At 61.5% G+C, this 19,540-nt stretch carries 16 protein-coding genes and 2 pseudogenes; 10 read left to right on the top strand and 8 right to left on the bottom strand.

What is annotated here, in order from left to right:
- The first annotated feature begins 3 nt into the window (after nucleotides 1–3).
- Both ACVWW6_RS42915 and ACVWW6_RS42920 read left to right on the top strand, forming a co-directional pair.
- Entirely contained in the window at nucleotides 4–345 is a 342-nt protein-coding gene (locus tag ACVWW6_RS42915) for a DUF3147 family protein (RefSeq protein WP_456682898.1), read from the top strand.
- A gap of 5 nt (nucleotides 346–350) precedes the next feature.
- Nucleotides 351–788 (top strand): DUF3147 family protein, encoded by a 438-nt coding sequence (locus ACVWW6_RS42920; protein WP_456682899.1) that lies wholly within the window; start codon nucleotides 351–353, stop codon nucleotides 786–788.
- Here the strand turns inward: ACVWW6_RS42920 and ACVWW6_RS42925 are convergent.
- A complete protein-coding gene (locus tag ACVWW6_RS42925) occupies nucleotides 785–2,236 on the bottom strand; it encodes a carbohydrate porin (protein WP_456682900.1) in 1,452 nt (483 codons plus the stop codon). The two genes, ACVWW6_RS42920 and ACVWW6_RS42925, sit on opposite strands and share 4 nt — an antisense overlap.
- A gap of 181 nt (nucleotides 2,237–2,417) precedes the next feature.
- Here ACVWW6_RS42925 and ACVWW6_RS42930 point away from each other — a divergent pair.
- The 6 genes and pseudogenes from ACVWW6_RS42930 to ACVWW6_RS42955 form a co-directional block, all read left to right on the top strand.
- Nucleotides 2,418–3,305: pseudogene (locus ACVWW6_RS42930) on the top strand (PAS domain S-box protein); the annotation flags it as partial.
- Between the two features lie 48 nt (nucleotides 3,306–3,353).
- Nucleotides 3,354–4,130, top strand: a pseudogene (locus tag ACVWW6_RS42935) (PAS domain-containing protein); the annotation flags it as partial.
- A gap of 36 nt (nucleotides 4,131–4,166) precedes the next feature.
- Nucleotides 4,167–4,709 carry a sensor histidine kinase gene (locus ACVWW6_RS42940; RefSeq protein WP_456683238.1) on the top strand — a complete coding sequence of 181 codons (543 nt, stop codon included), beginning with the start codon at nucleotides 4,167–4,169 and terminating at the stop codon, nucleotides 4,707–4,709.
- Nucleotides 4,706–5,188 (top strand): response regulator, encoded by a 483-nt coding sequence (locus tag ACVWW6_RS42945; RefSeq protein ID WP_456682901.1) that lies wholly within the window; start codon nucleotides 4,706–4,708, stop codon nucleotides 5,186–5,188. Before ACVWW6_RS42940 ends, ACVWW6_RS42945 begins: the two co-directional genes overlap by 4 nt.
- A 704-nt stretch (nucleotides 5,189–5,892) precedes the next feature.
- The gene (locus tag ACVWW6_RS42950; protein ID WP_456682902.1) at nucleotides 5,893–6,480 is read left to right on the top strand and encodes a DUF2934 domain-containing protein; all 588 of its coding nucleotides are present in this window, start codon (nucleotides 5,893–5,895) and stop codon (nucleotides 6,478–6,480) included.
- Between the two features lie 435 nt (nucleotides 6,481–6,915).
- Nucleotides 6,916–7,803 carry an alpha/beta fold hydrolase gene (locus ACVWW6_RS42955; RefSeq protein WP_456682903.1) on the top strand — a complete coding sequence of 296 codons (888 nt, stop codon included), beginning with the start codon at nucleotides 6,916–6,918 and terminating at the stop codon, nucleotides 7,801–7,803.
- Between the two features lie 846 nt (nucleotides 7,804–8,649).
- Here the strand turns inward: ACVWW6_RS42955 and ACVWW6_RS42960 are convergent.
- The gene (locus ACVWW6_RS42960) at nucleotides 8,650–8,802 is read right to left on the bottom strand and encodes a hypothetical protein (protein ID WP_456682904.1); all 153 of its coding nucleotides are present in this window, start codon (nucleotides 8,800–8,802) and stop codon (nucleotides 8,650–8,652) included.
- Nucleotides 8,803–8,981: 179 nt separating this feature from the next.
- Here ACVWW6_RS42960 and ACVWW6_RS42965 point away from each other — a divergent pair, with 179 nt between their 5' ends.
- Nucleotides 8,982–10,895, top strand: coding sequence for a diguanylate cyclase domain-containing protein (locus tag ACVWW6_RS42965; RefSeq protein WP_456682905.1), 1,914 nt, complete (start codon nucleotides 8,982–8,984; stop codon nucleotides 10,893–10,895).
- 232 nt (nucleotides 10,896–11,127) lie between these two features.
- Here ACVWW6_RS42965 and ACVWW6_RS42970 read toward each other — a convergent pair whose 3' ends face one another.
- The 6 genes from ACVWW6_RS42970 to ACVWW6_RS42995 are packed head-to-tail and all read right to left on the bottom strand — an operon-like array spanning nucleotide 11,128 to nucleotide 18,336.
- Complete coding sequence (locus ACVWW6_RS42970; protein ID WP_161536403.1) at nucleotides 11,128–12,627, bottom strand: CoA-acylating methylmalonate-semialdehyde dehydrogenase; 1,500 nt, start codon at nucleotides 12,625–12,627, stop codon at nucleotides 11,128–11,130.
- Between the two features lie 37 nt (nucleotides 12,628–12,664).
- Nucleotides 12,665–14,179, bottom strand: coding sequence for an ABC transporter ATP-binding protein (locus ACVWW6_RS42975; RefSeq protein WP_161536404.1), 1,515 nt, complete (start codon nucleotides 14,177–14,179; stop codon nucleotides 12,665–12,667).
- Between the two features lie 40 nt (nucleotides 14,180–14,219).
- The gene (locus ACVWW6_RS42980) at nucleotides 14,220–15,146 is read right to left on the bottom strand and encodes an ABC transporter permease (protein ID WP_161536405.1); all 927 of its coding nucleotides are present in this window, start codon (nucleotides 15,144–15,146) and stop codon (nucleotides 14,220–14,222) included.
- 3 nt (nucleotides 15,147–15,149) lie between these two features.
- Entirely contained in the window at nucleotides 15,150–16,226 is a 1,077-nt protein-coding gene (locus tag ACVWW6_RS42985; RefSeq protein ID WP_456682906.1) for an ABC transporter permease, read from the bottom strand.
- 9 nt (nucleotides 16,227–16,235) lie between these two features.
- Nucleotides 16,236–17,348 (bottom strand): BMP family ABC transporter substrate-binding protein, encoded by a 1,113-nt coding sequence (locus ACVWW6_RS42990; RefSeq protein WP_202633058.1) that lies wholly within the window; start codon nucleotides 17,346–17,348, stop codon nucleotides 16,236–16,238.
- A gap of 22 nt (nucleotides 17,349–17,370) precedes the next feature.
- Nucleotides 17,371–18,336: a dihydrodipicolinate synthase family protein gene (locus tag ACVWW6_RS42995; protein ID WP_161536407.1), complete on the bottom strand. Its 966-nt coding sequence runs from the start codon at nucleotides 18,334–18,336 to the stop codon at nucleotides 17,371–17,373.
- Nucleotides 18,337–18,509: 173 nt separating this feature from the next.
- Here ACVWW6_RS42995 and ACVWW6_RS43000 point away from each other — a divergent pair, with 173 nt between their 5' ends.
- The gene (locus tag ACVWW6_RS43000; protein WP_202633059.1) at nucleotides 18,510–19,322 is read left to right on the top strand and encodes a FadR/GntR family transcriptional regulator; all 813 of its coding nucleotides are present in this window, start codon (nucleotides 18,510–18,512) and stop codon (nucleotides 19,320–19,322) included.
- Nucleotides 19,323–19,540 lie beyond the last annotated feature (218 nt).

The following is a 19,540-nucleotide window of genomic DNA, read 5'->3' on the forward strand; positions in this document are numbered from 1 at the left end:
GAAATGGTCGACTACGCATTGCGCTTTCTGATTGGCGGCTTGGTCGTCTCGATGTTTGCGGTCATAGGCGACGTACTGCGGCCTAAGAGTTTCGCGGGATTGTTTGGCGCCGCGCCATCCGTTGCTCTGGCAACGCTCGGCCTCGCCTTCTCAAAACATGGCGGCGACTACGTTGCGATCGAAGCACGCTCGATGATCCTCGGTTCGATCGCGCTGGCGGCTTACAGCTTTGTTGTTTGTCAATTGCTGATGCGGGCCGAATGGTCTGCGCGCAACGCCACCCTCGCCGCTCTCGCGGTCTGGCTTGTGGCCGCGATAGGCCTCAAGCAACTTTTGATAGGCTGAGCGCCATGGTTGTCCATTTCAAATTTTCCGCACTCAAGCAGGGACGACCTTACGAGTATATTGTGCGTTTTGCATTGGGCGGGTTGGCAACCGTGGTGGCGGGGCTTGTCGCTAACTGGGCAGGGCCGGAGGCCGGCGGGCTGATGCTGGCCTTTCCCGCGATCTTCTGTGCCAGTGCGACCTTGATCGAAAAGCATGAGCGCGAGCGCAAGGAGAAAAACGGCCTGCGCGGGCAGCGACGTGGAAAGGCTGCCGCCGCACTTGATGCCGCCGGGGCCGGATGGGGAAGTCTGGGCCTTGCCTGCTTCGCGCTCTTCATCTGGTGGCAGGGACGCGCTTTACAGCCCGCGCTCTGCCTGGCAGCGGCTTCGCTCGTCTGGTTCGCGGTCGCCGTCCTCATGTGGCCCCTACGGCGCGAACTACGTTTCGGAAGTCCCTCCTAAAATTTAAGGGTCGTCCGCAAGCCGAACACGGAAGCATTCTTGAGTGGCGTTCCGGCTAGAGGTCCTGAAGGGTTCGTTGCTCCTCCACCGGGGTGAATGACGTACTGAAAATTGGGCTGCAGCGTCCACCCGTCCCTGATCTGGTACTGATAGACGGCGGTTAGAAGGCCTTCGAAGTTTCGCATGGGCCAGTCGGGATTGACGAGAGCACGATAATCAGCGTCGAGCGCTTGCGCGCGCTTTGAGACATGTGCATAGCCGGCCGCAATGCCGAACTTGTCGTCCAGCCGTGCATCGCTGAGGCCGATAAACTCGATACCGGTGTCCGCATAGAGATCAATCAAGTTGCGATCAGCTGGTGCGCCGGCGATACGGGTAAAAAAGCCGATGCCACGATCGTCGCTCTTCGGTATGCGATAGAGCTTCTGCTCGAAGACCATCCAGCCACCGATGTCACCGGACAGCAGCAGGGGCTCGCCGTTGCTGGCGGGCGATGCCAGTGAAGCGCCGTTCGATGCGAAACGCTGGTCGGCAAAGCTACCCAAATGACGCCAGGCGCCAAATTTGATTTGGCCGGCAGGGTTTTCATCGCCCTTTTTGTTATTCCAGGCGTACTGGATCTGTCCGAGCAGCAGGGGCGGATCGTTGATGCGGAAGTTCACGCCGTAGCGGTTACGCTCTTGTGGATCGCCCGGCCCGGGACCAGCCTGATCGCCGTCGAATATGCCGCCGAGGACCGACAGTTGGTCCGTGACATTTACGAGCAGCCTCGCACCCATAGCCGCCAACGGAGGCGACGGGCCGCCGCTGGGCAAATCAAGCGAGGTAATTGCCGGCCACCCCATCGAGGCATTGGTGAAGACATCCGTGTATTTTGTGTTGAAGAACTCGCTGTCGGCTGCCAGCTGGCCGAACTTCAGCGAGACTTTCTTGTTGCCCCACTGCTTCTCGAAGTAAGCCTCGTACAACCGCGTCGAGGGCAGAGCTTCGATGCCGCTAACCACGAAGAAGTTCTGCAGATTGCTGCGCGATAGCCCGTCGCCGTGAATCTGGAACATGTTGGCGTGGAAGGTGAGCTTGTCGATGCCGGCGAGCTTCTCAAGATCGACATCGACGGCAAGGTTCAACCGGCCTTCGTAGATCGCTCCTTGCTTCAGCCCGCCGGACGAGTTGCCGAGGCCTTCCCCGATATAGGTCGCGGCAAACTTGACGCCGCATTTCTGAAGAGGGTTCGGCAATAAGCCGAGTGTTTTTTCCTCAACGGTGCTCTCGCCCGTGTCTGGGTCCGCCGGCTTGTCGTCATCCGTCTTTTTGTCCTCTTGTGCGAAGACATTCCCGGCTGCAAGAAGGCACGCGGCAACCAGCGTCAGACTGCAGAGGTGACGGATTTGAAGTAATGCCGACACTTGGTAAGCCCAGCCAAGGAGACCCTTTTCGAGGATGGGCATGTTCGGAGGCTGGTTTCAAGTCGCCCCACACTGATTCGCCAACGGTTGTTTTGTGCGTCGCGGTGCCCTCCAAAGGAACTCTTGTTCCAAAAGTGCGTTTCATAACGCTTTGCCCGGCCTCGGCAGGCCGAGGCGGCGAGGAAGTCAGGCGACATGCCGCGGCGCGGGAGGGACGAGGCCAATGAACATCCAAAATCGGGCGCCGTCCGGCCGTGACGATCTGGAGCCATTGCCCCCCCTCGATGCACGTCTTGCCGCGACCTACGAGCATGTCGGCGCCGGCATCGTTGAAGTGGACGAGAATGGCCGCATGTTGCGGGTCAATCAGCAGCTCTGCGAACTCACAGGTTATTCGGCGGCCCAACTGCTGGGCCGAACAATTTTCGGGGAGACGCATCCGGAAGATGTGTCGGAGGATCGCGATCAATTCCAGCGACAGCTCGCGGGCGAGTTCGAGCGTTACAGCATCGAAAAGCGCATTGCCCGCAAGGATGGCGGCCATTTCTGGGCCCAGGTGACGTCGTCGAGCGTCCGCGATGCTGACGGGCGCTTTCTTTATGCGGTTCGCGTTCAGCACGACATCACCGATCGCAAGCGAGCTGAAGAGGCACTCGCACGTCGCATGGAAGAACAGGCAGCGCTGTTTGCCTTTTCAGAGCGATTGCAGCATTGCACCTCGTCCACCGATTGTTACGAGGCCGCCCTTAATGCCATCACACGGGCCCTGGCTTGCGAGCGGGCATCAATCCTCTTGTTTGACGAGGCGCAGATAATGCGGTTTGCGGCCTGGCGCGGTCTTTCGCAAAGCTACCGACAGGCGGTCGAGGGGCATTCGCCTTGGACGCCGGACGCGCATGATCCGCACCCCATAGGCATCGAGGATGTCGCGAAAGCAGATCTGCCGGACGCGTTAAAGCGGACCATCCTTGAAGAAGGCATTCAGGCAGCCGCCTTTATTCCCATACTGCAGGATGGCCGCCTCACCGGAAAATTCATGGCTTATCACAGGTTTCCTCATTCCTTCAGCGAGGGCGAGATCGATGTCGCACTGGTCCTTGCGCGACTGCTGGGCTTCAGCCTTGCTCGCCTCGCCGGCGAGGAAGCGCGACGCGTGGCTGAACGCGATGCGCGGCAACTCGCGGCGATTGTCGAGTCTTCCGACGATGCGATCGTCAGCAAAAATCTCGACGGAATTATACAGACCTGGAACGAAGGCGCTGAACGGCTGTTCGGGTATCGCAAGGAGGAGGTGATCGGGCGGTCGATCATGCTGCTGATACCCAAAGATCGCGAGGGTGAAGAGGCCGACATTCTCGCTCGGATCAGGCGTGGCGAACCCATTCACCACTATGAAACCGTGCGCCGTCGCAAAGATGGAGGCATGGTCGATATCTCGCTGACAATATCGCCGATACGCGATCGCAACGGTCGCATTGTGGGGGCCTCGAAAATCGCACGCGATATCAGCGGACGGAAACTCGCGGAAGAGCGCCTCCGGGAAAGCGAACGGCGATTGCAGGAGCTGCTCGCGGCGATACCGGCGGCAATCTATACAACAGACGCGGCCGGCAAGATCACTTACTTCAATCAGGCGGCGGTCGAGCTCGCAGGCCGCACGCCGGAGCTCGGCACCGATGAATGGTGTGTCACCTGGAAACTTTACTGGCCGGACGGAACACCGTTGCCTCACGACCAATGTCCGATGGCCATTGCCTTGAAGGAAGGCCGATCTGTACGGGGCGTCGAAGCGGTTGCCGAGAAACCGGACGGGACGCGAGTTCCCTTCATCCCGTTTCCGACCCCCTTGCGCGATGCCTTCGGAAACGTCACCGGCGCCATCAACATGCTGGTGGATTTGAGCGAGCGCAAGCAGGCCGAGACACAGCAGAGGCTGTTGCTGAATGAGCTCAATCACCGTACCAAGAACAACATGCAGGTGCTGCAAGGTCTATTGCAGGGTGCTGCGCGGAGCGCACGCAGTGAGGAAGCGCGCCAGGTTCTCGAGGAAGCCTCCCGCCGCATCGCCGCGATGGCCGCGGCTCAACGCGTGCTTTATGGCACGACGGATGCGACCCGCTTCTCCGCCGAGCAGTTTCTCGGAGCGGTAGTGGAAACGGTACAGCAGACATTGCCGAACAATGTGAAGATCGAGCGCTCTCCGGCGACGGGCGTGCTGTCCAACGATATCGCCATGCCGCTCGCTCTCATCCTCAACGAACTGCTGACGAACGCTGCCAAGCACGGCATGAAGGATCCGAAACGGGATCGCATCCGGGTGACGCTGAATGAACGGGATGGAGAGTACGAGCTTGAAGTGGAGGATGACGGCCCTGGTTTTGAGTTGAGCGCCGTTCAACAGAACTCCTCAGGCTTACGTCTTGTGCAGGGTTTAGCCCGCCAGCTGCGCGGGGAATTCGAGGTGACCCGCGCGCCTTCGCGCGCTCGCCTGCGCTTCGCGATCACCAGCTCATGACGCCTTCGGAATCCGAGAAACAGGTCAACGCGACCACGTCTGGCGCGGCCGGTGATCAGCCGGTGGCTTCGGAGACCGGGAAGGTAGCGAAAGCGGCGCAGCAAAGGCCCGCGATCCTTATTGTCGAGGATGATTTCCTGATTGCGATGGAGGCAGAGAGCGCGTTGATCGCGGCCGGATTTCAGATCAGCGGCATCGCCGCCACGGCCGAAGAAGCCATTTCGCTTGCGCGGGCGCATAAACCCGCGATCGCCATCATGGATATCCGCCTGGCCGGCCGCCGCGACGGCATTGATGCTGCCGGCGATCTCTATCGCGAAGTCGGCGTGCGCTGCCTGTTTGCAACGGCCCATGACGATCAGCAGACGCGGGAGAAAGCCACGCCATTTTCGCCACTCGGCTGGCTGTCGAAGCCCTACACTATGATGTCGCTGATCAATCAGGTTCGCGAAGCCATCGCGAAATCGAGTTCAAGGTGATGTCTCTGCGGCGTCTGCCTCCGCGTGCTGAACAGTTCAGGTCGTCTCCAGCCGACGCATAAGCAACTCGCGCTCGTGACCTTGCGGTACCTTTTTTTAGCCTCAGCTCGAAGGCGCTCTGCTTCTTGGTCGAGACGATCTGGAAAAGAAAGGAAGTTCTTGAAACGGCGTCGCTGCGTGGCGCTGCTCCAGTTTGGGTTACTGGCGGGAGCGCAACCGGCGATCTCGTCACCGATGGAAGCCGCGGCCCGGACGGTGATGGTTCGTTAACGCGCGCATTCCCGGTCGAGTTCCGTGCACTTTTGCACATAACTCAGACCCACGCCACAGCCAAATTCATTGGATAATTGAGGAAACAGGCGCCCGGTTGTCCCGATCAAGGTCAGGCATGATTGTCAGCTTTGATTGCGCGGCTTTCATCTTCATCTTGCTTGGGAGAATACTGCCCCCTGCACCTTCATTTGGCGTGGTCATTGTAGGGCCGCTCGTTATAGCGAGGGTCATTCACACCGAAGCTGTCGCTCCAATCCCACGCCCGATCTGAACGATATGAGCAGCGCTGACGTTCTGCGCCTGAACGCTCCGTCGCTCGCGAGCCTTGAGGTTCATTCCGCATGCTTCCTGAGTCTTGCGGGCGGTCCAGACAAGGACCCCTAAAGCGAACAATCCTCGACGTCCGGCGTCTTCCATTGCGGAGCGGCGTGATGGACCACCTTGCCGAACTTGAAAGATTGCAGCATCAGCTTGGATTGGCCAATCGAGCGATCGCGTTGATTGGCGACCGGGAAACCGTGGAGCGACTGGAAACGTTCGCCCGCGAGATCAGAGAGAGGCTCGCGGATTTGCGGGCGGCAGTGGCGCGGGGGAAAATCAGCAGACGCGCCCATGCGCTATGGCAGGAAGCCGGCCGGCCGGAAGGACGTGATCTGGAATTCTGGCTGCGCGCTGAAAGCGAGGGGCCGGGCGAGAGCCGCAATCTATGGGACGCGACAGCGCCCGTTTGGAACCGCTCGCGGGCCGACGACTTGAATCCGCGGGCCGGTTTTCCCGCCGATTGCCGGTCTGCACGGCCCTTGCCTCTATCCCCAAATGCCCCCCAAGGCGAGGCCGTGCTTGGTCGGGAGGTCCGCATGCCTGAAGTTTACGAGGACGGTATCCGCGCACGCGCCTACAAGCTCTGGGAAGATGCGGGCCACCCTGAAGGGCGCATCGACGAGTTCTGGCATGAGGCCGAACGCCAGTTCAAGGAAGAGCAGGTCCGGCACGAATTGAAGACGCCCGATACTCTCTGATTCCGTCGCCCGGGCGCGATTGTCTCGCGCATCTGCGGTTCGACGCTCCGCACTTTCTCCAATGCGCTCGCACGTGCAAGTGAGCAATTGTCTGCGCTGAAGGAGCTAGGCGCCCGCGCGAGAAGACTGAAGTGCGTTAGATTTGCGCAAAATCAACGTGGCGTTGATGGAAAGGCCAGACCCTCCAGTTGACCGATTAGGTCAAATAAGGGCCAAAAAAATGAAGGCATGTCGGGAAGTGCGGGCCGCCATCGTCCTTGGGAATGACTGATAGTAGACGGGGCCGCCATCCACGGAGGCAATAACGTGACTAGTCGACATTACCGCCCCGCAGTTCGGCGTAAGGGAAGGTCGAAGGTCGCCCGATTTCCGACACTTGCGCCATAGCCTATGGCAGGGGAACTATCTGACATGTCTCCCGGCGGAGGGTAAGTAATGTTCCTGGGATTCAGTTCACATCTGATCGAAAGTCGGACTGGCGACATTTTCGTCTTCCGAGGCGGAGCGGGACCTCCAGTGCTTCTGCTTCACGGTTTCCCCGAAACACACATGATGTGGCGCACCATTGCCCCGCTGCTCGCTGTCGACTTTTCAGTGATCTGCGCCGATCTTCCGGGCTATGGACGGAGTGCTTGTCTGCCCGACGAGCCGCGTACGCGATACTCCAAGCGCTCGATGGCCCAGGCGCTGGTCGAGGCAATGGCTACACTTGGCCACGATCGCTTTGCGGTCGTGGGACATGATCGTGGTGGTCGTGTCGCGTATCGGATGGCGCTCGACCGCAAGTATGTCGTAAGCAAACTCGTCGTCCTTGACGTGATCCCGACAGGGATGCTGTGGGACCGAGCCGATGCGCGCCTGACGCTCAGTTTTTGGCCTTTCTCGCTTCTGGCCCAGCCAGAGCCATTGCCAGAGCGGCTGATCGGCTCCTGCCCAGAAGCGGTGATCGACAATGCGCTCGCCAACTGGGGATCGCCGCCCCACGTCTTCCCACCGGACATAAGAACCGCCTATGTCGAGGCACTGAGCGACCCCGCCCACATTCACGCGATATGTGAGGAATATCGTGCGGCAGCATCGATCGACCGGGACCACGACCGAGAGGATATGAAAGCCCGCAGACGAATCGCTTGCCCGCTGCTCGCGTTGTGGAGCGAAATGGGAGGATTAAATAACTGGTATCTGGACGAGGGGGGCCCGCTCGCGATCTGGAGGGCGTTGGCTGACAACGTAGAGGGTGGTCCCGTTGCCGGTGGTCACTTCTTCCCGGAGGAGAATCCTGAGGATACCGCCAATCGGTTGCGAGCGTTTCTCTTGTCCTGAACTGGCGGCGCGCTCGCCGACGTGTTCCGGCGGACTGCCGCTTGGAAGTTTGGGGACGTGCCGGACGATCTGAGCGCACTCTGACCGCCGGCAAATCCGGGTCACTCGTCGCACTGACCGACGACATCTCTCGGCTCGAACAAGTTCAGTGCGGTCTCGATCTGCGCGAGCAACCTTTCGATTTCCTCGCTCATTCGGCCCGGGATCGCTCGCCAGTTGCGCCAGGAGCCGTTCCTTCCTCGCAAGCAATTTCGCGAAGGTCGACATAGCGGCGCCCTCCCGATGTTCTGCAGCGGCACCATTCAAATAAGTTGGTGCGCCGGCGACGATCCCGCCAGTCCTGTTGCCGGCACGGATGACCCACCGCGGGTTGGACGGCCACAAACCCTGAATGGAAGACGGATGGACAACCGGCCTCGGCGCCGGATTCTTCGGAAGCTACTTAGCCGGCGGGCGCAGCGGGCCGTCCGCCCATTTTTGGGGCGGCGGGGTCGTACAGCGGATCCTCCTCGCAGGCGGGACAGACGTATCGCTCGCCGCCTCGGCCCGTCTCGTCGGGGACGAGCTTCATCGCCTTCCCGCATTGCGGACACCGCTTCCGGGTGCGGTGCAGCTCGGACATCTGAATTTTCCTGCCACGCCCAGCTTAGTGCCGCAACGAGCGCTCGCTCAAGGGAAATCGCGAAGCACGCCACAGCGAACGATGCCGCTTGCGCCGCCGATGTTATCAACTTCATCCGTCGGTAGCGTTGGTGGGGTGACTCGCCATGGCGCTGGAATGCGTTGCCGTTGCGCACCGTTCCGCCGGCCACCGCCCTACCCGGATCGGGCAAGGCTTGCGGGACCTCACCCCTCCTCGTCCTTGGCGGCTTGAGCGCGCCGTTCGTATTCATCAGCCAGCGCATTGAGGCGCTCGGCGGTCTCCGGATCGTTGATCGAAGCCGCCAGGCGCTGGCACCTTTGGGCCTCCGCGAGCAATCGGGTCTTCTCGTCTTCCATAGGCATCCAACCCGCTGCTGGCGGTCCGGTTGCTCCCTGGTTAATGGACGCTCACCGTAACGCGTAAGATCCCGGACACCATGATGAGGCAACCCTTACCCGATGGCCGCATCCTGCCGCGGTCGCAATCGACCATTAAGGCCTGGGTGGGACCTTGCGCGAAAAGGAGCCACGGTCCGATGCCAAGCAGCCGCCGCGAGGTCGAGAAAGCTCGCTTCCCGTTGTGGGCCGCGGCCTTCGTCGCGTTGGCTTGCGTGGCCATTCTGGCGCTGAGCGGATGGCGCGAGTGGGAGTCCCGCCAGGTCGAGCTGCGCAATGCGGAAGTCGACATGGCCAATCTGGCCCAGTCGCTGACCCAGCACGCCGAAGACACATTCGAGCTCGCGGACACCATTCTTGCCGGAATGGTCGACCGGATGGAGGTCGGCGGAACGAGCCCGGCCGCGGTCGCGAAGATCCAAAACTTCCTGCAAGCCCGCAAGTACAACAGGCAACGCGTCCGCGGAATCTTTGTCTACGACGAAACAGGTCACTGGCTCGCTACGACCGAGGAGATCGACTTCGCCGGCCTCAACAACAGTGACCGCGACTACTTTCAGCGTCATCGCGCCACGGCTGATCGCGGGACATTGCTAGGTCGGCCGGTCAAGAGCCGGTCCGGCGGACAGTGGATCATCACCGCGTCCCGCCGCTTCAATCACCCCGACGGCAGTTTCGCCGGCGTGGTGCTGACGAGCGTCGACGTGGGCTACTTCACCGAGTTCTACCGCCGCTTCGACATCGGACCGAACGGTGCGGTCTCGCTGCTGACCGCCGACGGCATCATGCTGGCCAGGAGCCGCGACGACGACGGCGCCTACGTCGGGCGCGACATGTCGGGCTCGCCGTTGTTCCGGACCATGGGCCGGCGGCCCGATGCCGGCGCCTACTACTTCAAGTCTCCGTTGGACGGACAGGAGCGACTGAGCTTCTACCAGAAGAGCAGCCGGTATCCGATCCTGGTTTTGGCGACCAAGGCGCAGAGCGACGTCCTCTCTCCATGGTGGCAGGAAGCGTTCACGCGCTTTGGCATCGTCACCGGTCTGACCCTGTCGATCGCCCTGATCGGCTTCTTCTTGGTGCGTTACCTTTCGAAGGGGCAGCGCATGGCCGCGGCCCTCGTCGCCAAGGAGGGGGATTTTCGCCTGATCGCCGAACAGTGTAGTGACGTGGTGATGCGGGTCGGGCTGGACGAGCGTATTCTCTACGCGTCCCCGTCATGTGCCCGCATCCTCGGCTGGGACCCCGCCAGGCTGCTGGGGACCTCGGCGCTCGACGGCGTCAATCCGGAGGATCGACCGCGCTTGGAGCAGGTCGTTGCGGCACTGAAGGCCGGAGAGGCCGAAGAGGCGCGCATCATCTATCGCGCCAATCATCGCCAGAAGAAGGATATCTGGGTCGAGACGGCGTTGCGGGTCACCCGGTCGTCGGAAACCCATGAGATCGACGGCGTGGTGGCGATCTCGCGCGACATGACCGAGCACAAGGACCTGCAGGACAAGCTCGCCGCGCTCGCCACGTCCGACGGCCTCACCGGCATCGCCAACCGCCGCCACTTCGACGACCGCCTCGCCGAGGAATGGGCGCGGGCCAAGCGCGACGGCACGCCCCTCTCATTGCTGCTGGTGGACGTCGATCACTTCAAGAAATTCAACGATCAGTATGGCCATCAGGCCGGCGACGCCTGCCTGTGTGCGCTGGCGCGGATCCTTGCTGCGCAGGTGCGCAGGCCGGCCGATCTAGCGGCCCGGTACGGCGGCGAGGAGTTCGCGCTGCTCCTGCCGAACACCGACGCAGAGGGCTGCGAGCTAGTCGGTGAGAATGTGCGCCGGGCGCTCGGCGACCTCGGCATGCTGCACGCGCTGAACCCCCCGTCCAAGATCGTCACGGTGAGTCTCGGTGGCGCGGCCAACATGCCCTCTCAGGGCGCGATGGACTGCGGCTCCCTGGTGGCAGCGGCCGATCGCGCGCTCTATGCCGCCAAGGACAGCGGCCGTGATCGCCTCGTGATGTCGGGACAGGTGGTCGCCTGGCCCGGCGCCAGAAGCGCCTGAGACTGCCGCGGCCTCCGGCAGTTTTGAAATGAAGCCGATAGAACCCGGCTCCCTAGCAGCGAGAGCGCGCGACCTACCTGGCCCGACCGCGACTGCTCCCGAATTCCACAAGCCATCCCGACGGAGAAAACGGCATCTCGGGCCATCTGCGTCAAAACAGATCCTAGGACGCCGCCGATCACGTGGTGCAGGCAGCGGTCCGGTTTGCGCCGACGGCAGTATCCGGGCGCCATCATGACATGGTTGGCATGACGAATTCCGCCCCGGCTCGTATTCCGGTTGGCCAGCGGCTGGTGACCGTTTTCATTCGCGTGTAGAAGCGAACGCCTTCAGGTCCATGCATGTGGTGATCGCCAAAGATGGAAGCCTTCCAGCCGCCGAACGAATGGAACGCCATCGGGACCGGAATCGGAACGTTGATGCCGACCATGCCGACTTTGATCTGGTGAGCGAATTCACGCGCGGCATCGCCGTCGCGCGTGAAGATCGACGTGCCATTGCCGAACGCGTGCTCATTGATGAGCCTCGCGGCTGTCGCGTAGTCCGGCGCACGAACGACGGACAGCACCGGCCCGAAGATCTCCTCCATGTAGATCTTCATGCTCGGCTTGACATGATCGAACAAGGTCCCACCGAGGTAATAGCCACGCTCATAACCCTGCATCCTGAACCTGCGTCCGTCGACCAGCAGTCTTGCACCGTCCGCGACGCCCGCATCGATGTAGCTTCGGACCCTCTCCAGATGCTGCTTCGTGACGAGAGGACCCATCTCGGCTTCGGGATCGGTACCCGGCCCGACCTTCAGGCCTCGAACCTTGGGCTCGAGCGCGGAGATCAGCCTGTCCGCGGTCCCCTCGCCGACCGGCACGGCAACCGAGATCGCCATGCAGCGCTCACCGGCGGAGCCATAGGCGGCGCCCATCAGCGCATCGACCGCCTGATCCATGTCGGCATCGGGCATGACGATCATGTGGTTCTTGGCGCCGCCGAGCGCCTGGCAACGCTTCCCGGTGTTCGCGGCGGTCGAATAGATGTACTGCGCGATGGGCGTGGACCCTACGAAGCTGACCGCCGAGACATCAGGGTGATGCAGCAGTGCATCCACGGCCTCCTTGTCGCCCTGCACGACGTTGAAGACGCCATCCGGCAGGCCCGCTTCCTTCAGCCATTCCGCCATGACGAGGGATGCCGAGGGAACGCGCTCCGACGGCTTCAGGATGAAGGTGTTTCCGCAGGCGAGCGCGACCGGAAACATCCACATCGGGACCATGATCGGAAAATTGAAAGGCGTGATTCCGGCGACTACCCCGAGCGGCTGACGCGTGGAATAGCTGTCGACGCGGGTCCCGACATTCTCGGTGAGCTCGCCCTTGAGCAACTGCGGGGCAGCCGTCGCAAACTCGACCACTTCCATCCCGCGCTGAACTTCCCCGAGGGCATCGGAATGAACCTTGCCGTGCTCTGATACGATCACGTCGGCGAGCTGTCCTGCGCGGTCTTCAAGGATCCGTAGAAAGCGATTCAATACCCGCGCCCGTCGCAAGGGCGTCGTATCGGCCCAGCCCTGCGCTGCCCGGCTGGCTGCAGCCACGGCGTCCGCCACATCGGTCGCGTTGGCGGCCGCGACAGATCCCGTCTGCTCGCCGGTTGCCGGGTTGAAGACAGGCAACCTGCGTTCCGTACCGCCTGGCACTCGCCTGCCATTGATGAAATGATTTATCTGCGTAACCACGAGCAGCCTCCTTGTACGTTCCGATACGCGCCTTAAGTTAGGCCGCTTTCATTCCCGCCATATATTTTCCGATCACGCGCTTGTCGGCGCCGTCAGCCGAAACCTCATGGACAATGCGCCCCCCGCTCATGACGAGGATCCTGTCGACCAGGCCAAGCAGTTCGTCGAGGTCTTCAGAGATGAGCAGCACAGCAGCGCCGCCGTTCCGTGCCTCGACGATCCGGCGGTAGGTCTCTTCGCAGGCAACGAAATCGAGTCCGAAGGTCGGATTGGACGCGATCAGCAATCGGACATCTTGAGTGAGTTCTCGCGCCAGAACCGCCCGTTGCACGTTGCCTCCGGACAGCGCGCTCATGCTCGCCGTCAAGCCAGGGGATTTGACACGAAATTGCTTCACGAGCTTCTTGGCCTGCTCCGTGAGCGCTCCATAATTCATTGCAATACCGCGACAGAGCGGCGCCCGATCGAAGTTGCGCAAGGCAAGGTTCTCCGCCAGCGACATCCGATCGATGCAGGCGTTCTTGAGCGGCTCCTGCGGCAACCCGTAGACGCCGAGGCGGGCAATTTCCTTCCGCGTGCCGTTGAACGCGGCGCCGGATACGGCGATCGTACCGCTGCGATCGCGCTGGCCCATCAAGGTCTCGACCAACTCCAACTGTCCGTTCCCGGACACCCCAGCAATTCCCACAATTTCACCTTCGCGAACCTCCAGTGAGAGATCCTTCACGGCTGGTAGTCCGTTGTCCCCGTTCACGGACACCTGTTTCATGGAAAGGACAATATTGCTCTTCGGCGGCAATTTCGGTGCGTGCTGCACGGCCTTGCTGACGGGTTCTCCGATCATTGCTTCGGCCAGGGCATCGTCTGACAGATTCGCGACCGCTCCGGTTCGAACTGACGCGCCACGCCGCAGTACCGTGACGTCGTCGGCGTATCGGCGCACTTCGTGAAACTTGTGGCTGATCAGAACGGCGCTGAGCTCGCCCGCCCGCGTCAGGCTGCGAACATAGCCGAGCACCTCATCGGCTTCTGCCGGCGTGAGTACGGACGTCGGCTCGTCCAGGATGAGAAGCTTGCGCCCGAGATAGAGCTGCTTGACGATCTCGGCTTTCTGCTTCTCGCCCGCAGAGAGCTGCGAGACTCGCACGTCGAGCGGGACGTGGAACGGAAGCTTCTTGGTGACTTCGGCCAGCCGCTTCAGCTCGCTTTGCCAGTTGATGTAGGCCGGCAGTCTCGCGCCGCTGACAACGAGGTTCTGCGCGACCGTCATGGACGGAACCAGCGTGAAATGCTGGTACACCATACCGATGCCGAGCGCGTCGGCATCCTTGGGCGAGTTCAGCCGGTGCTCGTGCCCATCCACTTGGATGTGGCCGTCGTCCGGATGGTAAAAGCCGACGAGGCATTTGACCAACGTGCTCTTCCCGGCTCCGTTCTCCCCGAGCAGCGCATGGACGGTGCCCGACCGGATCAGCAGCGACACGTTGTTCAGAGCGAGATTCGCTCCGAAACGCTTCGTCATGTTCTTGAGTTCGACTTGCGGAGCGGTCATCGGACGATCCTCAGAGGATGTATTCCCGTCACAGCGCTTCTCATCGGTGCAGCTTGAGTTCGCCGGGCGCATCGGCGAACGGCGCCGCGCGCGACGTCGAGGCCACCATGATCGCCAGGGTCAGGATGTAGGGAGCCGCGTTGAACAGGTAGTAATAGCCGGTGACGCCAACACCCTGCAGCGCCGGCCCGAGGGCGCCTGCACCGCCGAACAGAAGTGATGCGCCGAGGGCGTTGATGGAACGCCAACGCGCAAAGATGACGAGCGCCACCGCCATGATGCCCTGCCCGCTGGACAGCCCCTCGCTCCAGCTCCCAGGATATGAGAGCGACAGGAAGCTGCCACCGATGCCTGCGAGGAAGCCGCCGGCCATCGTCGCCAGGATGCGCACCCGCAATACCGGAAAGCCAAGCGCGCGTGCCGCATCCTCGCTGTCCCCGACGGTGCGCAGCATCAGTCCCCAGCCAGTCCTGTTCAGGAAGACATAGACGGCAAAGGCCAGTAAAATTCCGACAAAGAACAGCGCGTTCACGTCCAAAGCTGCTCGCACTTGCGGCACGCTCGACCAGAATCCTAGAGATATCGAAGGAAGCGCTGGCGCCTTGGGTTCGATCAAGGGTTTGCCGAAGAAAAACGCCAGGCCTGTGCCGAGCACGATGAGGCTGATACCGATCGCCGTATCGTTGACGCGTTTCACGCTGCACAGGAGACCGTGCAGCAGGCCGAAAGCGGTTCCGGCCAGTCCCGCTGCGAGCACGCCGAGCCAGGGCGAACCAGAAAGATAGGAGACCCCGTATCCCGCCATGGCGCCCAGCATGAGCGTGCCTTCGAGACCCAGATTAATGCGCCCCGATTTTTCGGTGATGAGCTCGCCGATGCTGACGAAGATGAAGGGCGTGGAAACACGGATCGCTCCTCCCAGAATTGCGAGTGGCAGCGTGAGCCAGCCGATTGATGTCACGTCCATGCCTTACCTCCGTGTGTTTTCTCGGAGTTGTTGCGCAATTGCATCCGCGACGAGGACGCAAACGAAGATCAAGCCCTGAAACACCAGCATCGTCGCGTCGGGAAGCTCGAGGCGCCGTTGCAGCAGGCTGGCGCTCGCCTGCATGCCGCCGATCAAGAGCGCGACTGCGACAATCGCAAGCGGCTGGTGGCGCGCCAGGAACGCGACCAGGATTCCACTGTAGCCATAGCCAACGATGAGTGAGGAGTTGGCCGTCCCCTGCACGGCCGCCACTTCGATAGCGCCGGCAACTCCTGCCATTCCGCCCGCCACAAATGTCGCACCGATGACCCAGCGGTTCACGGCCAGGCCGACCATCTTCGCGACCCTGGCGCTACCGCCGACCACGCGCAGCGCAAAGCCCCATCGTGTGTAGCGCAGCACGACGTGGGCGATGATGGCCAGCGCCAGGCTGACCGCAAGCCCGGCATGAACGCCAACGCCCGGCAGCATGGGCAACATGTAGGACGGATCGATCGGATGGGTCGACGGCTTGTCCAGGCTCGCCGGATCCCGGAGCAGTCCTTCCGTCAGATGGTGAAAAATCGCGATCCCGATGTAGGACAGGAGCAGGCTCGAGATCGTTTCATTCACACCGCGATATTGCCGGAGCACAGCGGCCAAACCGAACCAGAGTCCTCCGGCGAGAGCGCCTGCAGCTAACATGATGACTTGCATCGGAAGTGCGTGCGCCCCCGCAAACGGCAACGTCACGACGGCCCCTGCAAGTCCTCCGAGCACCAGAGCGCCCTCGCCGCCGATGATCACCAGCCCTGCCTGTGCGGGTATGGCAACGGCCAAGCCAACCAAGATCAACGGTGCGGCCCGCGACAAGGTATCCTGCCAGGCGAAGCTGCTGCCGAAGCCGCCTTGAACGATCAGGCCGAATACCGTGAAAGGGTTCTGACCATACAAGGCGACGAAGGCTGCAAAGACCGCCGATGCAAGCAGCACCGCCAGGACGGGCAAAGCCACGCTGAGCTGGGCTGCGGTTCGCGGCTGTCTCGAAGGCACGGACTCGATTCCCGAGATCGAAGACAAGATCGCCTCCTAGACTTGGCCGATGATTCCCTCGACGAGGTAGTTGATGCCGTCGAGGACACGGTCGTTGCTGTTCTGCATGACGCCGGCAGGAACAATGACGTTGCCCTTATTGTCCTTGAGCGGGCCGCTGTAGATCACGAGCGTGCCGCCGATAAGGTCTGCTCTTGCCTTATCGGCCGCCGCGCGGGCCTCGGGCGTGACGAGCTTTCCGAAAGGGCTGTTCTTGACGAAATGGTCGGAGATGCCGGCACGCAGGTAGTGCTCCGGCTTTTTGCCGCCACGCACGCTTCCGGCATACACAAGATAAGGCGTGATCCAATTCCATTCGGCTCCCGTGAGATAGCCGTTGGGAGCGACATCCGCCTGGCTCGAATGGTAGCCGCACGACATGACGCCGCGCTTCTCGGCCGTCTCGATCACCACCTTCGGGCTGTCCACCTGGGCCGCGATGACGTCGGCGCCCTGGTCGACGAGCGTATTCGTCGCCTCTGCTTCGCGCACGGGAAGCACCCAATCGCCCGTGAAGATGACCTGCACTTGAATGGCCGGATCGACCGAACGTGCGCCGATTGCGAACGCATTGATGCTGCGAAGAAGATTGGGCGTCGGCTTCGCAGCGACGAGGCCGAGCTTCTTGCTCTTTGTCATGTGGCCCGCGACGATTCCCGAAATGTACTGCGCCTCGAAAATGTAGGCGTAGAATGTGCCGATGTTTTCGGGCATGCCTGCCGTCCAGACGCCGCCGGTGTGAGCGAAGGTGACATCCGGATATTTGGCCGCCATCTCCAGAACGTGAGGCTTGAAGTAGCCGAAGGACGTCGCCAGGATGAGCTGAGCGCCATCCTGGCGGATCATCCCTTCCATGCTGCGCTGGGCCGCGATTGTTTCCGGCACGCGCTCCTCTTCGACGACCTTGATGCCAGGCAGCTTCTTGAGCGCGGCGGCGGCCTGCGCGTGGGACTGGTTGAAGCCGTAATCCTGCTTGGAGCCGGAGTAGAGGATCCCAACCGTAAGGGGTGTTTCAGCGTGCGCAGCCGGAATATCGAGAACGAATGGTGCGGAGCCGGCAGCGGCAAGCATCTGAAGGAACGAGCGACGGTCGAAGGGTTTCAAGGTCATTTTTCTCTCCTGGATGATCAGGCTATGACGAGAATCGTTCGGCAGCAGAGAGCAGGCCTGGCGCATGACATGCGACGAGATCTGCTTCCAGTTCTCTCCGCTCGGCGGCGGACAGAGGCGTGACGGGCGAGCGCACGGCGCCACCGGCAATGCCGATCAGATCGCACCAGTGCTTGACCGCCGCGTTCGGCATATGACCGCTCTTCAGCGGGTCCATGATCCACTTGTTGAAGACGACCCGCTGCGGTGCGAGTGAGGCGCAGATGCGCGCCGCCTCATCCGTTTGTCCGGACGCCAGCAGCGTCACGTAGTTCGCGATCGGACGAAAGTCCCCGCGTTGGTAAAGATACGGCTCAGGGTCGGCATACAGGATCGACTGACCTTCGCCCTGCATGTTGACGAAGAAGTTTTCTTCCAAAGGATCGGAGACGAGCACGCCATTGCGCGCGGCTTGGCGAAGCGCAGCGTTCTCGGCTGTAGTGCCGGTCGTCTTCAGCAGCTTGAGATTGGGCAGCGAACAAAGCTGCGTGAAAACGGCAGGATCCAACGGGCTGGCTGCAGCGGTTCGGGCGTTGAAGATGACGATCGGCATCTCCAGACGTGTGCAGATGTGGTGCAGATACTCGAACTGCTGCGCAGGGGATCGCGGCCCTGAGGTCGGGACCATCAGCACGGCGTGACTGACGCCGAGTCGACGCGCGTGCTCGCCAAGCTCGATGGTCTCTTCAACCGAAGGACCCGAGATCACCACTGAGATCCCGAGACGGCCTCCGGCCTCATCGGCGATCACTTCGATAACGCGCTTCCTCTCCTGCAACGTGAGCGACCAGACCTCGCCGATCAGTCCATTGCAGAACACTCCCGCAAGGCCAGTTGCGATGTAGTGGCGGACATTCCGGCGAACCCCGGCCTCGTCGATAGCTCCGGAATTGTCGAAAGGCGTGTGAATCGCCGCCCAGATTTCAGGGATGTTCTGCCCAATCACCATGCCCGTTTCCGCTTATTGACCGGTTCATTCTATTTATCATGATAAACCGGATTTGCATGAATATGCCCGTTGTGGGAGAAGTGTCAATCGACGAGTCGGTTCTTTTTCGCGGGCCCGCGCTTGATCCGCCCGGAGCATGCACAGGAACCCATTGATGGCTCTGGAGAATTCAGATGACGGTGGAACTGGAAAAAATGCCGAAGCAGCCCGGGCGGCTGAAAATTCAAAAGCGGGCGGATCTCGTTACCGAAGAGATCAAGCAATTGATCACACAGAAGAACCTGCGCCCCGGCGCCAAGCTCCCGATGGAAAAGGAGCTTCAGCGGCTGTTTTCGGTCAGCAAGAGCACCATCCGCGAGGCGCTAAAATCGCTTGAGGTGCAAGGACTGATCACGGTCAGCACCGGTCCGACCGGCGGCGCAACCATTATCGAGGTGCCGCTCGCGCGGACGTTTCAACTGCTACAGAACTATCTGTTCTTCAAGGAAGTCAGCATGGAGGACATCTATGCAGCGCGCCGATTGCTCGAGCCGGAACTGGCTGCCGGCTCAGTGCCATTCCTTTCCGACGAGCAGCTCGACGCTCTGGAGCACAACATCGAGACCTGCCAACCGACCTCGCAAGAACCTGCTCTTCTGGTCCGTCAACGCCAGGCAGATCTGGATTTTCACGACATCCTGGCTGCTGCGAATCCCAATCCCTTCCTGCGCTTCGCATGCGAGCTGATCAACGAGATGCTCCGTCGTCTGGTTGTCTTCAGCACGCAGACACCTCCGGAAGAACACACCAAATTCGGGTGCGCCAACGTCAAGATTCACGCGGAGATCGCGAAAGCCGCCCGTGCGCGAGACAGCGAGCGCGTGCGAGCGCTCATGAAGGCGCATATGGAAGAGGCTTCTGAGTACGTGAAGCGTCTGGATGGCCGACTCGATGGACGACTGATCCTCGACTCGGAGATGGCGCCGCGCCTGCGACCGCTCTCCTAACGAGGTTTGCCGACGCAGCACCACCCGATGAGGTCGCGCTTTTGCGACGTTAGCCACCTGTCTCTGTAATGGCGACAAATGCGAACGCCCGTACGTCGGCAGTATCGTGATTGCCGCGGGCGGATCTTTATGCTCGGCGGCGATCTCGATCTGTGCGCTGGCACTGCGCGCAAGCAATTGACGAGTCGACTGCGACGTACGATCAACAGCTATCATCT

It is taken from the genome of Bradyrhizobium sp. USDA 3311 (assembly GCF_054062495.1).